This is a genomic window from Alicyclobacillus acidocaldarius subsp. acidocaldarius DSM 446 (genome assembly GCF_000024285.1).
GTDB classification, from domain to species: Bacteria; Bacillota; Bacilli; order Alicyclobacillales; family Alicyclobacillaceae; genus Alicyclobacillus; species Alicyclobacillus acidocaldarius.
Genome location: NC_013205.1, coordinates 2,501,728 through 2,516,173, shown reverse-complemented (window position 1 = coordinate 2,516,173; position 14,446 = coordinate 2,501,728). Strand labels below are relative to the sequence as shown.

The 14,446-nt window shown below is 66.0% G+C and carries 12 protein-coding genes; 11 read left to right on the top strand and 1 reads right to left on the bottom strand.

Annotation, left to right across the window (positions count from 1 at the left end):
- Nucleotides 1-78: 78 nt before the first annotated feature.
- Complete coding sequence (locus tag AACI_RS12100) at nt 79-1,017, bottom strand: G1 family glutamic endopeptidase (RefSeq protein WP_245530795.1); 939 nt, start codon at nt 1,015-1,017, stop codon at nt 79-81.
- A gap of 360 nt (nt 1,018-1,377) precedes the next feature.
- Here AACI_RS12100 and AACI_RS12095 point away from each other — a divergent pair, with 360 nt between their 5' ends.
- The 11 genes from AACI_RS12095 (at nt 1,378) to AACI_RS12045 (ending at nt 14,417) form a co-directional block, all read left to right on the top strand.
- Complete coding sequence (locus tag AACI_RS12095; RefSeq protein WP_012811696.1) at nt 1,378-1,917, top strand: small multi-drug export protein; 540 nt, start codon at nt 1,378-1,380, stop codon at nt 1,915-1,917.
- 315 nt (nt 1,918-2,232) lie between these two features.
- Entirely contained in the window at nt 2,233-4,128 is a 1,896-nt protein-coding gene (gene dxs, locus AACI_RS12090; RefSeq protein WP_012811695.1) for a 1-deoxy-D-xylulose-5-phosphate synthase, read from the top strand.
- 37 nt (nt 4,129-4,165) lie between these two features.
- Nucleotides 4,166-5,260 (top strand): type 2 isopentenyl-diphosphate Delta-isomerase, encoded by a 1,095-nt coding sequence (gene fni / locus AACI_RS12085; RefSeq protein ID WP_245530608.1) that lies wholly within the window; start codon nt 4,166-4,168, stop codon nt 5,258-5,260.
- 111 nt (nt 5,261-5,371) lie between these two features.
- Complete coding sequence (gene hpnH / locus AACI_RS12080; RefSeq protein WP_012811693.1) at nt 5,372-6,382, top strand: adenosyl-hopene transferase HpnH; 1,011 nt, start codon at nt 5,372-5,374, stop codon at nt 6,380-6,382.
- Nucleotides 6,364-7,005 carry a phosphorylase family protein gene (locus tag AACI_RS12075; RefSeq protein ID WP_245530606.1) on the top strand — a complete coding sequence of 214 codons (642 nt, stop codon included), beginning with the start codon at nt 6,364-6,366 and terminating at the stop codon, nt 7,003-7,005. Before hpnH ends, AACI_RS12075 begins: the two co-directional genes overlap by 19 nt.
- On the top strand, nt 6,990-7,979 hold the full coding sequence (hpnA, locus tag AACI_RS12070; RefSeq protein WP_012811691.1) for a hopanoid-associated sugar epimerase: 990 nt from the start codon (nt 6,990-6,992) through the stop codon (nt 7,977-7,979). The genes AACI_RS12075 and hpnA overlap by 16 nt, the downstream gene beginning before the upstream one ends.
- Before the next feature lie 39 nt (nt 7,980-8,018).
- Complete coding sequence (shc, locus tag AACI_RS12065; RefSeq protein ID WP_012811690.1) at nt 8,019-9,914, top strand: squalene--hopene cyclase; 1,896 nt, start codon at nt 8,019-8,021, stop codon at nt 9,912-9,914.
- An 8-nt stretch (nt 9,915-9,922) separates the two neighbouring features.
- Nucleotides 9,923-10,798 (top strand): squalene synthase HpnC, encoded by an 876-nt coding sequence (gene hpnC, locus AACI_RS12060; protein ID WP_012811689.1) that lies wholly within the window; start codon nt 9,923-9,925, stop codon nt 10,796-10,798.
- Nucleotides 10,795-11,664, top strand: a complete 870-nt coding sequence (locus tag AACI_RS12055; protein ID WP_012811688.1) for a phytoene/squalene synthase family protein — start codon at nt 10,795-10,797, stop codon at nt 11,662-11,664. The genes hpnC and AACI_RS12055 overlap by 4 nt, the downstream gene beginning before the upstream one ends.
- Nucleotides 11,631-12,974, top strand: a complete 1,344-nt coding sequence (gene hpnE, locus AACI_RS12050) for a hydroxysqualene dehydroxylase HpnE (RefSeq protein ID WP_012811687.1) — start codon at nt 11,631-11,633, stop codon at nt 12,972-12,974. Before AACI_RS12055 ends, hpnE begins: the two co-directional genes overlap by 34 nt.
- 135 nt (nt 12,975-13,109) lie before the next feature.
- Nucleotides 13,110-14,417, top strand: coding sequence for a S1C family serine protease (locus AACI_RS12045; protein ID WP_012811686.1), 1,308 nt, complete (start codon nt 13,110-13,112; stop codon nt 14,415-14,417).
- Nucleotides 14,418-14,446 lie beyond the last annotated feature (29 nt).

Here is a 14,446-nt window from a genome sequence, read left to right as displayed (position 1 = left end):
GAAAGAAAGATGGAAGAAGGCGCGCCGGGGGCGCATCTGGGCGCGTCGCTCGAAGGGCCCGCGCGCGCTGGCGGGGCTTCATGGCTCGAGACGAGGGGCGGGTGGAGGCCACACGCCGGGCGCGTCAAGCAGGGTTTGCTCCCGGTGGGACGTGGGCGCGATGTAAAACACGTCGAACCCCCCGGTCTCCGGGTTGGGGCCCGATGGGACGGACAAGATGAGGTTGTCGTCCATCATATATCCGCCGTCGGACGGAGTGAGGCGCGGAGGGTGCCCGTTCACCGTTCCAGGCACAAAGGTGAGGGTCCCGTAATCGGCGAGCGTGCACACGTGACCGCGAATTTCGGGCGCCTCCTGGATCCACTCGGCGGACGCCCCGGGACCGGTGTACGACTGCGTGATGGTGAACTGTTCGTTCTCCGTGAGGTCGTCGAGCGTAAGCGTCCACCTGCCATGTCCGTCGCGGTGGATGTGGGCCTCCATCGCGTCTCCTGGCGCCACCGCCATGGAGGGAATGACGATCTCCGTCGGGTGGACGGGCCGGATTTCCCACCAGGCGAAGTACTGAGGTCGCCCATCGACGTAGTTCTGTTCTGTCCCAATCTGAATCAAGTCGTCGTTGCTAAATCCGTCGATGCCAATCCAGGTCGAGGAATACGAGTTGCCGCGCGACGGGCTGACGGCGGGGACGACCCAGTTGCCCGAGATGTCCCAATAGTGGCCTCCCGTGAGCGCGTAGCCCGACCAGTTGAGGGTGGCCCACCCGAGGTCGGAGACGGACAGCGCTCCATCCATTCCTCGCGGCGACGCGTCTTCCAGGACGGGATCGACCGGGGCAGCTTTGACATGGAGGACGGGCCCGCGGGTCGAGGGGGCCGAATGCGAAGCGACAGTCAAGACCAGTCCTGTCGCACCAAGCGCCATCGCGGTGCATGTAGCCGTCCCCAGAGCGCCGCGCACAGGGGCGCGTTTCCCGGGGATCTTTGCGCCTGGCGAGCGAAGCGCTTTCTTCACCATCCACACGTGGTCATCACCTGGCGTCTTGTGGGGTGCGGGAGCCGAGGCTCAGGGATTGAGACATCCTGCGACTTGCGACTTCAACATACGAGTCCGGGGCTCAAAATTTCATCAAATTTTGAGAATGCCGCGCGGCTCCTATCCACATGCGACCGCCGCATTCGCTCGCATGGATTCGGGGCGTGCACCGTACACTTGCAATGGAACAAGCCCGGATCGATCCGAGTGCGTTGAGGTACAATGCATGAAAAGGTTCCTCCGTGTCTCCGCGTGACGCTCATCTCATGTCGCGTTGATCTCCCAAATCGCAAGCCCCAATCGGTTGTCCCTCGCCCCATCACGCCGGGAGGTGTTGTCAAATTGACGCGTTCGTGGACCTCCATGGTGGCTCGGCTTCCGTTCTGGCGACTGATGCTGTACGGCGCGGCGGCATCGCTCCTCTTCTTTGCGGGGAGTCTCGCACTCGGGTTTAGCCAGGGCCGCGTCTGGCCGACTTTGTCGCTCATCGGCACGTCCATCGTGCTCGAGGCCCAGCCTGCCGCCGCGGCGAGCATTCCGCTCGGGTTCGATCCGCCCACAGGAGCCGGTATCTCGATCCTTGCCAACATGATCGCGGTGCCCGTCTTGATGGTGGGATTCCGGCAGGCCATGGATCGATTTCGCTTCGTGCGGACGCGGATGGAGAAGGCGGAGGCGCTGTCGCGCAAATACGGGAAGTACGGCGTCTGGGTGCTTGTGCCCCTGTGCCCGCTCCTTGGGGCCTATGCCTGTCTGGCCATTGGGAGCGTCCTGCGGTGGAACCCGCTTCGGGTGCTTGCCGCGGTCGTCGTGGGCATGGTGGGTTCCGCGTTCGTCATCGCGTACGGAGGATCTGCGATGTTGCGGCTGTTTCACCCTTGAAAACGCGCGGCGGCGCATACGCTCGTCCTCGTTCGCATATACAACAGCGAGGGCTTCCGCACCGGGTGTGCGCGCCGCCTCACGCAGGCAGACCGGATAGGACGAAGCGTTCCGAATTGTTTGTTTGGTACCACGAAAAGTTCCGCAGCGCAATTGCAGTGCGACACCTGACTTTGGTACGCTTTCAGATAAGACCAGGCTTTATCGATTCATGATGCGGAACACCTGTCGAGCAGGGGGGTGTGAGCGCGCGGATTTGCCTGTGCAAAACGTCCTGAGGCGGAGGCGTCAGTTTCACACTCTGGTGTAATCGAGGTGTTGACTACGTTACTCGATTCCATTCACGACCCAAAAGACCTGAAGAAGCTCAGCGAGTCGCAGTTGGTGACGTTGGCTCAGGAAATTCGCGACTTTCTCGTCACGTCCATTTCGAGGACCGGCGGGCATTTCGGCGCCAACATGGGCGTCGTGGAACTGACTATCGCGCTGCACCGCGTGTTTGACAGCCCTCGAGACAAGATCATCTGGGACGTCGGCCACCAGGGGTATGTGCACAAGATCCTCACGGGGCGCAAGGACATGTTTCCGACGCTCCGCAAGCTGGGCGGGCTGGCCGGATTTTTGAAGCGGTCCGAGAGCGAGCACGATCCGTTTGGGGCGGGCCACTCGTCCACGAGCATCTCGGCCGCTCTTGGCATGGCCGTCGCGCGCGATCTGCGCAATGAGGATTACCACGTGATCGCCGTGATCGGTGACGGGGCGCTCACGGGGGGCATGGCGATGGAGGCCATGAACCACGCGGGCGATCTCGGCACCGATCTCATCGTCATTTTGAACGACAACGAGATGTCCATCTCGAACAACGTCGGCGCGGTCTCCAAGTACCTCACGCGGCTTCGGTCCGATCCGAATTACGCACGCGCCAAGCAGGACATCGATCACCTCCTGCGCCACCTGAGCAACGTGGGCCAGAAGGTGACGAAGGTGTTGGATCGCGCCATGGAAGCGGCGCGCCACATGATCCTGCCCATCACGCCGTTTGAGGGCTTCGGCTTCAAGTACATCGGTCCCATCGACGGCCACGACCTCCGCCAGCTCATCCCGGTCTTGGAGCGCGTGAAGGAACTTAAGGGGCCCATCCTGCTCCACGTCCTGACGCAAAAGGGCAAGGGGTATCCGCAGGCGGAGAATTCGGAGGACAAGTGGCACGCGTGGCCGAGCGCGGCCAAGCCCAACCAAGCGCCTTCGTACACGAGCGTGTTCGCGCAAACCGTCGCGGAGATGGCGAGAAAGGACGAGCGAATCGTCGTGGTCACGCCCGCCATGCTGTCGGGCAGCGGGCTGGTGAAATTTCAGAAGGAGTTTCCGACGCGCACGTTTGACGTGGGCATCGCCGAGCAGCACGCCGCGACGTTCTGCGCCGGGCTTGCCGCAGCAGGGAAGCGGCCGATCTTCGCCGTCTATTCCACGTTCCTGCAGCGCGCATACGATCAGACCATCCACGACATCTGCATCCAGAACCTCCCGGTGGTGCTCGCGGTCGATCGCGCCGGGATCGTCGGCCCGGACGGGGAGACGCACCAAGGCGTCTTCGACATCGCGTACCTGCGCACGGTGCCGAACATGTCCATCATGATGCCGAAGGACGAGAACGAACTTCGGCACATGCTGTTCACCGCCATGCAGCACGACGGACCAGTGGCCGTGCGGTACCCGCGCGCGGACGGCGTCGGCGTGCCCATGGACGAACCGCTGCACGCGCTGCCCTGGGGGAAGGCCGAGGTGCTGCGCGAAGGGCGGCATCTCACCATCGTGGCGCTTGGGCCCATGGTGCCCGAGGCCATGAAGGCCGCAGAGCGCCTCGCCGCCAAGCATCAGGTTGAGGCGACGGTCGTGAACCTGCGCTTCGTGAAGCCGCTCGACGAAGAGCTGCTTCTCAGCTTGGCGAAGACGGGCCGACCCATCCTCACCGTGGAGGAGGCGTCGCTCGCGGGCGGCATGGGATCGGCCGTCGCGGAGCTTCTCGTGGATCGCGGCGTCATGGTGCCGATGCGCCGAAAGGGCGTGCCGGATCACTTTGTGGAACACGGCGGCCGCGACGAGGTCCTGCATCGGCTGGGCCTCGACGCGGACGGCATCGTGGAGGACGCGCTGGAACTCATGCGCCAAGCCGGTCAGGTGCCGCACGCCCTGAATCGGGTTGGCACGTGACGACACGCGGCCTGGCGGACGGAAAGAGGGAGGCCGTATGACGTTGACGCGAGACGTCCGGCAGCGGCGCAAGGTCGAGCACGTGCATGCCGTTCAAGCGCTCGGCGATCCGACGGGCGTCTCGAACGGGTTCGAGTGCGTCTCGCTCGTGCCTTGCTCCGCGCCGGAGGTGGCTTGGGACGACGTGTCCCTGGCCACCCAGCTCTGCGGCATCCGCCTGGAATCGCCGATCATCATCAACGCGATGACGGGCGGTGCCGACGAAGTGTACGACATCAATCGCAAGCTCGCGCAGGTCGCGCGCCGCTTCGGCCTGGCCATGGCGCTCGGTTCCGCTTCGGCCGGCCTCGCCTCTCCCGAGGTGGCGTACACGTACCGCGTGGTGCGGGAGATCCATCAGGACGGCGTGGTCATTGCCAACGTGGGCATGGGCACGCGCCTGGAGCGCGCGCGGCAGGCCGTCGAGTTGGTGCGGGCGGATCTGCTTCAGGTCCACTTCAACGCCGCGCAGGAGCTGTTCATGGCGGAAGGGGATCGCGACTTTCGCGGCGCGCTCGAGGCGCTTGCGGAAGTCGCGCGCGGCGTGGGCGTCCCGGTGGTGGCCAAGGAGGTCGGGCAAGGGATTTCGGCCGAAGATGCCATCCGGTTTGCGGACGCCGGCGTGCGCGCCATCGACGTGGGCGGCCTCGGCGGGACGAATTTCATCACGGTCGAAGCCTGGCGGCGAGGCGCCGAGATCGACGATTTTTGGCATCGGTGGGGCCTGCCGACGGCCGCATCGCTGTGCGAAGTCGCGGCGGCGGTCGGGGGACGCGCCGACGTCATTGCGTCCGGAGGCATCCGCACGGCGCTCGACGTCGCGAAGGCCATGGCGCTCGGCGCGAGCGCGGTCGGCATCGCGGGGCCGCTCGTCCAACTGGTGACGCAGCCGAACGGGGAAGAGCAGCTAAATCGTTTTATTGAGGACCTTCACTTCGGGCTCCGAGCCCTGCTGGTGCTCACCGGGTGCCGCAATTTCTCCGATTTGCGCGGCAAGCCCGTCGTCATCCTGGGATGGCTCCGGGAATGGCTCGAGGCGCGGGGGCTGAAGGCGTGGATGGACGCGCGGGGGCGGGCTCCGCTCGGCGCGTGAGGCCCCGGTGACGCCATTTGCGATCGCGCCAAACCAGGGATATCCTTTCCTTTAGATGGCCTTTTTTCTACGTATTCATGTGTCGAATCGGATTGAGGAGGAGGGATTGGCATGGCGCGACAGTCGTTCTCCGCAACGGTCGACATGGTGAAGTACCTGGCGAAAAACCGCATCAAGGGAATCAAGCGGTATCCGATGGTCCTCATGCTCGAGCCGACGGAGCTGTGCAACCTGACCTGCACGGGTTGCGGGAAGATCAGGCAGAGCCCGGACGTCCTCAAGATGCGCATGACTGCAGAGGACTGCTTTAAGGCCATTGACGAGTGCGGTGCGCCCGCCGTGTCCATCGCGGGCGGAGAGCCGCTTGTGCACCCCGAGATTGTCGAGATTGTCAATGGCATGCTGGAGCGGCGGAAGCTCGTGATGCTGTGCACCAACGGCATCCTGCTGCACCGGGTCCTCGACAAGCTGAAGCCTCACCCGAACTTCACCTTTGTGTTCCACCTCGACGGCAAGCGCGAGCACCACGACAAGATGGTGGAGCGCAAGGGCGTCTTCGACATCGTGATGAAGGGCATCAAGGCAGCGAAGGAGCGCGGATTCCGCGTCGCCACCAATACGACGCTGTACAAGGGCGCGAGCGCGGAGGATACGGCCGAACTGTTGCTGGAGCTCATGGACATGGGCGTGGACAATTGCATCGTGTCGCCGGCTTTCACGTATGAAGAGGTGGATCCGTCCCACAGCGACATCTTCCTGCACCGCAAGGAAGTGCACCAGCTCGTGCGGGACATCATGGCGCGCTGTGGCGATCGCATCTGCTTCTACGACACGCCCATCTACTTCGACTTCCTGCAGGGCAAGCGGGAACTGCGCTGCACGCCGTGGGCCATGCCGAACCGCAATCCGAAGGGCTGGAAAGGCCCCTGCTACCTGCTGACGGACGAACACTACGAGACGTTCCAGGAGATGATGGAGAAGACCAACTGGGACGAATTTGGCTACGGCGAGAATCCCCGGTGCGCGAGCTGCATGATGCACTCCGGCTACGAGATGGCGGCCCTCAAGGCTCTGACGCCGCGCGACACCTGGCGCCTGGTTCGGTGGTTCTTCGCCTCGTGACGACGCTCGTCGTCACCGCGCTCGGGTTTGAGCGCGCGGCGTTCCATCATCTGGCGCACCGCCCCGGGTGGCGCGTCGCTTCGACGGGCGTGGGGCCTGCGCGCGCGGCGGATGGGCTCGCGCGGCTCATTCGGGCGGACCGGCCCGCGCTCGTCGTCGGCGCCGGGGTGTGCGGCGCGCTTGAACCTGCGCTTCGCCTTGGCGATCTCGTCCTGCCGGCGGAGGCGGTGGCGCCGGAGGGCGCGCGCGAGTCGCTCGCGCTCGACGAGCGGCTGTGCCAACTCGCCCGCCGCTTCGCCGAGGCTCACGGCGGATCGGCGCAAATCGGCGGTCGCATCGTGTCGGTCGAGCGCATCGCCTCGACGCCGACGGACAAGCGCGAACTGGCCCGCCGGTTCGAGGCGTTGGCGGTCGATCAAGAGACGTTCGCGTGGGCGCGTGTGGCCCGCGAGGCGGGCATTCCGTTTGTCGCCGTCCGCGTGGTGCTGGACGAGGCCGGCGAACCCCTCGCCTCCTGGCGGCCGTCCACGTGGCGAAGCGCCCTGCGTTTGCCTGCGCGCGCACTTCGGGCGCGCCGCACGCTTCGCGCTTTCGGGAGGGAATGGCCATGCTGGCGTTCGTGACCGGAGGATCCGGCTTTGTGGGCTATCACGTCGCCCGGGTGCTGGTCGAGCACGGCCACCGCGTGCGCGCGTTGGTGCGCCATCCCGGCCGCGCCCCACATCTCAAGGCGCTCGGCGTGGAGATGATTCAAGGCGATCTCGCCACCGGAGACGGTTTGCGCGCCGGGATCGACGGCTGCGACGCCGTGTTTCACGTGGCGGCGCACTACTCGCTCGATCCGCACGACGACGCGCTGATGTACGCGGCCAACGTGGAGGGGACGCGCCGCGTGCTTCAGGCGGTCCGCGAGGCCGGCGGCCCGCGGCTCGTCTACACGAGTTCCACCGCGGCGGTCAAGCTGAGACATGACGGCCAGCCTGCGACCGAGGCGGACGGCTTCAACGATCCCGACCGCGTCGTGAGCACGTACAAGCGGACCAAGGTGCTCGCCGAGCGCCTGGTGATGCAGGCGGCCGCCGAGGGCATGGACGTGGTCATCGTCAATCCGTCCACGCCGGTCGGCCCGTACGACGTGAAGCCGACGCCGACGGGCCGCATTGTGCTCGACACGATGTTGGGCAGGATGCCCGGGTACGTGGAGACGGGGCTGAACCTCGTGGCGGTGGAGGACGTGGCCATCGGCCACCTGCTCGCGTACGAGCGGGGGCGCGCGGGCGAGCGGTACATTCTCGGCAACCGGAACATGCACTTCGGGGAGTTGGTCCGGCTCATCGCGGAGCTCGCCGGACAGAAACCTCCGCGGCTCAGGATCCCCTTTTTCGCGGCCATGGCGTACGCCGTGATCGACGAGCGGGTTCTGGCGCCGCTCATGAAGCGGCCGGCGCGGGCGCCGGTGGCCGGCGTGCGGCTTGCGAGGGAGCCGATGTACTTCGACGCGTCCAAGGCGGTGCGGGAGCTCGGGCTTCCGCAGTCGCCGGTGGAGGATGCGCTGCTTCGCGCCATCGAATGGTTTCGGAGCGCCAAGATGGCGTGACGGGATCGACACATCATCAAGATGAAAGGGGGAGGTCGGATGGCTGAGCAGTTGGTGGAAGCGCCGGCCTACGCGCGGACGCTGGATCGCGCGGTGGAGTATCTCCTCTCCTGCCAAAAGGACGAAGGCTACTGGTGGGGGCCGCTTCTGAGCAACGTCACGATGGAAGCGGAGTACGTCCTCTTGTGCCACATTCTCGATCGCGTCGATCGGGATCGCATGGAGAAGATCCGGCGGTACCTGTTGCACGAGCAGCGCGAGGACGGCACGTGGGCCCTGTACCCGGGTGGGCCGCCGGACCTCGACACGACCATCGAGGCGTACGTCGCGCTCAAGTATATCGGCATGTCGCGCGACGAGGAGCCGATGCAGAAGGCGCTCCGGTTCATTCAGAGCCAGGGCGGGATCGAGTCGTCGCGCGTGTTCACGCGGATGTGGCTGGCGCTGGTGGGAGAATATCCGTGGGAGAAGGTGCCCATGGTCCCGCCGGAGATCATGTTCCTCGGCAAGCGCATGCCGCTCAACATCTACGAGTTTGGCTCGTGGGCTCGGGCGACCGTCGTGGCGCTCTCGATTGTGATGAGCCGCCAGCCGGTGTTCCCGCTGCCCGAGCGGGCGCGCGTGCCCGAGCTGTACGAGACCGACGTGCCTCCGCGCCGGCGCGGCGCCAAGGGAGGGGGTGGGTGGATCTTCGACGCGCTCGACCGGGCGCTGCACGGGTATCAGAAGCTGTCGGTGCACCCGTTCCGCCGCGCGGCCGAGATCCGCGCCTTGGACTGGTTGCTCGAGCGCCAGGCCGGAGACGGCAGCTGGGGCGGGATTCAGCCGCCTTGGTTTTACGCGCTCATCGCGCTCAAGATTCTCGACATGACGCAGCATCCGGCGTTCATCAAGGGCTGGGAAGGTCTAGAGCTGTACGGCGTGGAGCTGGATTACGGAGGATGGATGTTTCAGGCTTCCATCTCGCCGGTGTGGGACACGGGCCTCGCCGTGCTCGCGCTGCGCGCTGCGGGGCTTCCGGCCGATCACGACCGCTTGGTCAAGGCGGGCGAGTGGCTGTTGGACCGGCAGATCACGGTTCCGGGCGACTGGGCGGTGAAGCGCCCGAACCTCAAGCCGGGCGGGTTCGCGTTCCAGTTCGACAACGTGTACTACCCGGACGTGGACGACACGGCCGTCGTGGTGTGGGCGCTCAACACCCTGCGCTTGCCGGACGAGCGCCGCAGGCGGGACGCCATGACGAAGGGATTCCGCTGGATTGTCGGCATGCAGAGCTCGAACGGCGGTTGGGGCGCCTACGACGTCGACAACACGAGCGATCTCCCGAACCACATCCCGTTCTGCGACTTCGGCGAAGTGACCGATCCGCCGTCAGAGGACGTCACCGCCCACGTGCTCGAGTGTTTCGGCAGCTTCGGGTACGATGACGCCTGGAAGGTCATCCGGCGCGCGGTGGAATATCTCAAGCGGGAGCAGAAGCCGGACGGCAGCTGGTTCGGTCGTTGGGGCGTCAATTACCTCTACGGCACGGGCGCGGTGGTGTCGGCGCTGAAGGCGGTCGGGATCGACACGCGCGAGCCGTACATTCAAAAGGCGCTCGACTGGGTCGAGCAGCATCAGAACCCGGACGGCGGCTGGGGCGAGGACTGCCGCTCGTACGAGGATCCGGCGTACGCGGGTAAGGGCGCGAGCACCCCGTCGCAGACGGCCTGGGCGCTGATGGCGCTCATCGCGGGCGGCAGGGCGGAGTCCGAGGCCGCGCGCCGCGGCGTGCAATACCTCGTGGAGACGCAGCGCCCGGACGGCGGCTGGGATGAGCCGTACTACACCGGCACGGGCTTCCCAGGGGATTTCTACCTCGGCTACACCATGTACCGCCACGTGTTTCCGACGCTCGCGCTCGGCCGCTACAAGCAAGCCATCGAGCGCAGGTGAGGGTTGCGATGGGATCTGTGCCAGTCGAACTCCGGGGCGATTTCGAGGTCTGCCGCCGACTCACGCGGAGCCACTACGAGAACTTCTCGGTGGTGTCGCTGTTCGTGCCGCGCCATCTTCGTCCGCACTTTTATTCGGTTTATGCTTTTTGTCGCGGCGTGGACGATCTCGGCGACGAATTCGCGGGAGACCGCATGGCCGCCCTCGACGCCTACGAGGAGGAACTGCGGCGCGCGTTCGCGGGCGAGGCCACCACGCCCGCCTTCCGCGCCCTTCAGTTCACCATCGCCACCTGTAACCTGCCCATGGAGCCGTTTCTCCGGCTCATCGAGGCCAATCGGCGCGATCAGCGCAAGCACACGTACGACACCTGGGAGGACCTTCGCGACTACTGCCGCTATTCGGCCGATCCCGTCGGTCGGCTCGTGCTCGGCATCTTCGGCTGCCTGGACGACGAGCGCGCGCGCCTGTCCGACGCCACGTGCACGGCGCTGCAGGTGGCCAATCACATGCAGGACATCGACCGCGATCTCGCCCTCGGCCGCATCTACGTCCCGCGCGCGGATCTCGAGCAGTTCGGCGCGACGCTGGACGACATTCGCGCCCGGCGAGCGACGGACGGCGTGCGCCGGTGCATCGCGCTCGAGGTGGATCGCGCCCAGGCGCTGTTTGACGAGGGCCGCAGGCTCGAATCCCTCGTGCCGCCGCGCCTGGCTCGGCAGCTGAAGCTCTACCGCCTCGGCGGCGAAGCGATTCTCGCGGCCATTCGCCGCCAGGGCTACAACCCGTTTGCCGGCAGACCCGTGGTCTCGGGCAAGCAAAAGCTCCGCATCGCGCTCTCGGTGCTCGCCGGCGGCGCGAAAGGCGAAGGAGGGTCGGCATGAATTTGGCTTTGGCCTACGAATACTGCGCACGGCGCACGCGCGAAGCCGGCAGCTCGTTTTACTACGGCATGCGCATGCTGCCGCCCGCCAAGCGCCGCGCCATGTACGCCATCTACGCGTGGAGCCGGCTCTGCGACGACGCCGTGGACGATCACACCGGCGCCGACGCCGCCTCGCACCTCGCGACCGCCGAGCGCATCTACCAGGCCGCCTACGCCGACGACTACCTTGCGTCGTCCCATCCCGTCGTCCTGGCGCTCGGAGACGCCGTGCGGCGCTACGGCATCCCGCAGGAGCCATTCGCCCATCTCATCCGCGGCATGCGGGTCGACATGGCGCCCGTGCGCCTCAAGTCGCAGGCCGATCTCGATGCCTACTGCGACGATGTGGCCGGCACCGTCGGACTCATGTGCGTGCACATCTTCGGCTTTCGCGATCCGCGCGCGCTCGACCTCGCGCGGGACATGGGCCGCGCGCTTCAGATCACCAACATCCTGCGCGATCTCGCCGAAGACCTCGCGCGCGACCGGGTCTATCTGCCGGAAGAGGAAATGGAGCGGTTCGGCTACTCCTTGGCCGATCTCGCCGAACGGCGCATGACGCCCGCCTTTTTCGCCCTTATGCGGGCGCAGGCCGAGCGCGCGAAGGCGTACTACGCGCGCGCCGCGGAGCTGTTTTCGCTTGTGGAACCCGACAGTCTCCGCTGCCTGAGCATGCTGTACGTCATGTACCGGCGCCTCTTGGACAAGATTGAGGCCCGCGGTTTTCGGGTCTTTGATGAGCGCATCTCGCTCAGCGGATCGCAGAAATTGAGGCTGGTGTGGGGGGTCCTATGGAACAAGCGCGCGATCGGATCATCGTCGTAGGCGCGGGCTTTGCGGGCGTGAGCGCGGTCCACCACCTGCTTTGCGCCGGTGTGCCGGGGGAACGCGTCCTGCTCTTGGAGCGCGCGCCGCACGTGGGCGGCCGCGCCTTTTCCTTTGTCGACCGGGAGTCGGGTCACGTGTTGGACAACGGCCAGCACGTGCTCCTCGGCTGCTGCACGTCCTTCACGCGCCTCTTGCACCAATTGACCCGCCATCCGGGTGTCCGCTTTCAACCGCTCCTGTCCATCCCGGTGTACGCCCACGGGCGCTTTTGTTCCATCGAGAGCCGCAGGCTGCCCGGACCGCTTCACCTCGTGCCCTCGCTCCTCCGGTACGCGCACGTCTCGCTCGACGGGCGCCTGCGCATCGCCCAGGCCGCGTTCGCCATGCTCGCCGCCCGCCCCGGCGATCTCGACGCGCACTCGTTCCGCGCCTTTCTCGAGCGCCACGGCCAGACGGACGAAGTCATCCGCTTCGTCTGGGATCTCGTCGGCACCGCCATCCTGAACGGCCACGCGGACGACATCTCCGCCGGGCTCGCGGTCGAATCGTTCCAGATAGGCTTCCTGCGCGGCCCCGAGCCGAGCCGGCTCGGCCTCTTCACGCGCCCGCTCGGCGATCTCGCCGCGGAAGCCGTGGCGTCCCTCCAAGCGCGCGGGGTCGAGGTGCGGCGCGGCCGCGCGGTCAGGGTGGTCGCGGACGAAGCCGGCGTGACGAGCGTGCGGCTGGCGGACGGTTCGTCGCTCGCAGCGCGTTGCGTCATCCTCGCCGTCCCGCACGATCAGGTGCGGTCGGTCCTTCCCGACGGCGCCATCGACCGGGCGGCGTGGCTCGGGCGTGCCCGCTATAGCCCGATTTTGAACGTGTACCTCGAATATCCGCGCACGGTGATGGACGCGGACGTCGCGGCTTCGTTCGCGATGGGCGGCATGTTCGTCTTCAACCGCGGCCGGCTCTTGGGAGATGCCCAACTCGACGGGCGCCTTTTGTCCATCTCCATCTCGGCCGCCGACGCGTATCGGTCGTGGGACGCGGACGAGATCGCCCGGGAAGTCGAGGCGGCGGTGGGGGAGATGTTTCCCACCGCGAGGGAGGAGGGCGCATCCTGGCGCAAGGTGGTCTGGCAGCCGAAGGCGACGTTTCTCGCGGAGCCGGGGTTAGGGCTCAAGCGCCCGGGCGTTCGATCCCGCCTGCGGGGCCTGTACCTCGCCGGCGACTGGGTGGACACGGGATGGCCCGCCTGCCTGGAGGGGGCCGTGCGAAGCGGGGAGCTAGCGGCTGCGGCGGCGCGCGAGGACGGATTTGCGTGAGGGCGCAGGGGCGCGTGCGCGAGAAGGAGGTGGGGCGCGGCCACCGGCAGCGTTCGACCTTTCGATGCGGTTTCAAGGTTGGAGAAGCATACTAAGCGCAGAAAAGGTCAAGACCTGGATAAAGGGTGATCGTGCATGCGCTTCTATCGTCCGCGCTCGGACAGCGGCTTCTTTTACGAACCCGGTGGGACGTTGCGCTGGATTGTGACCGTGGTGGTGTCGGCGCTCGTCGGGGCCGGTGCGACGCTCGGCGTCGTCGCCGCGACGCGAAACGAGAGCCTGTCGCCGAGCACCATCAACAACTCCGCGCCGCCGGCCTCGGCCACCAAACCGATGTCGGTGAACGTGAACATCAACGACGACATCACGCAAGTCGTCAAGAAGGTCGAGCCTGACGTCGTGGCGGTGGTGAACTACACCACCACCAGCAACTTCTTCACGCAGCAGTCGCAGACCCAGGAGTCGGACATCGGCTCAGGCGTCTACTTCTACAAAAACGGCGACAACGCGTATATCGTCACCAACAACCACGTGGTCCAGGGCGGATCGAAAGTGCAAATCGTCCTCATGACGAACAAGCGCGTCAACGCGACGGTGGTGGGGACAGATCCGTACACGGACCTCGCGGTCCTGCGCGTGCCCGCCTCCACGTTCCCGGGCATCCAGCCGGCCCAATTTGCGAATTCGGACGACATCCAGGTGGGAGAGCCCGCGATTGCCATCGGCACGCCGATGGGACTGGACTTTGCTGACACGGTGACGGCCGGGATCATCAGCGGCGATCAGCGGATGATGCCGGTCGAGGACCCGACGTCGGACGCGGTGCTCGATTACCAGCCCGTCATCCAGACGGACGCGGCCATCAATCCCGGCAACAGCGGTGGGCCCTTGTTGAACGCAGCTGGTCAGGTGGTGGGCATCAACTGTAGCAAGATTGTGGCGCCCAACTTCGAGGGCATGGGCTTTGCGATTCCGTCGAACGAAGTGCTGAACATCGCGTTCCAGATCATGAAAACGGGGCACGCGGTGCACCCGGCGCTCGGCATTGAAGGCATCGACTTGTCCAGCATCCCGAGCGGCTACCTGCCGAACAACATCCCTGTGGACTACGGCGTGTACATCGAGTCGGTGGATTCGGCCAACGCCAAGCGCGCGGGCCTTGAGCAGGGCGACGTGATCATCGCCCTCAATGGCAAGACGGTGCAGTCCATCGCGGATCTTCGGACGGAGCTGTTCACGCTGAAGCCCGGGCAGACCGTGCCCATCGTGGTGTACCGGGGAGACAGGAAGCTGACCCTTCAGATCAAGATTGGCGAGGAACAGTCGCCGAACACGACCGAGAGCGGCAGTTCGTCGAATCAGTCGTCGCAGAACCCGTTCGGCTCCGGGGGAGGAAGCATCTTCCCGAATCCGTTCAATTCGACGAACCCGTTTGGGTACTAATACGAGGACGTGGTCGGGCAGCCCCGGCC

What these genes read in the sequence shown, in the direction of transcription:
- AACI_RS12100 (WP_245530795.1), bottom strand. Translation starts at nt 1,017, where the DNA reads ATGGTGAAGAAAGCGCTTCGCTCGCCAGGCGCAAAGATCCCCGGGAAA.
- fni (WP_245530608.1), top strand. Translation starts at nt 4,166, where the DNA reads ATGACGTTGACGCGAGACGTCCGGCAGCGGCGCAAGGTCGAGCACGTG.
- hpnH (WP_012811693.1), top strand. Translation starts at nt 5,372, where the DNA reads ATGGCGCGACAGTCGTTCTCCGCAACGGTCGACATGGTGAAGTACCTG.
- hpnA (WP_012811691.1), top strand. Translation starts at nt 6,990, where the DNA reads ATGCTGGCGTTCGTGACCGGAGGATCCGGCTTTGTGGGCTATCACGTC.
- shc (WP_012811690.1), top strand. Translation starts at nt 8,019, where the DNA reads ATGGCTGAGCAGTTGGTGGAAGCGCCGGCCTACGCGCGGACGCTGGAT.
- hpnC (WP_012811689.1), top strand. Translation starts at nt 9,923, where the DNA reads ATGGGATCTGTGCCAGTCGAACTCCGGGGCGATTTCGAGGTCTGCCGC.
- AACI_RS12055 (WP_012811688.1), top strand. Translation starts at nt 10,795, where the DNA reads ATGAATTTGGCTTTGGCCTACGAATACTGCGCACGGCGCACGCGCGAA.
- hpnE (WP_012811687.1), top strand. Translation starts at nt 11,631, where the DNA reads ATGGAACAAGCGCGCGATCGGATCATCGTCGTAGGCGCGGGCTTTGCG.
- AACI_RS12045 (WP_012811686.1), top strand. Translation starts at nt 13,110, where the DNA reads ATGCGCTTCTATCGTCCGCGCTCGGACAGCGGCTTCTTTTACGAACCC.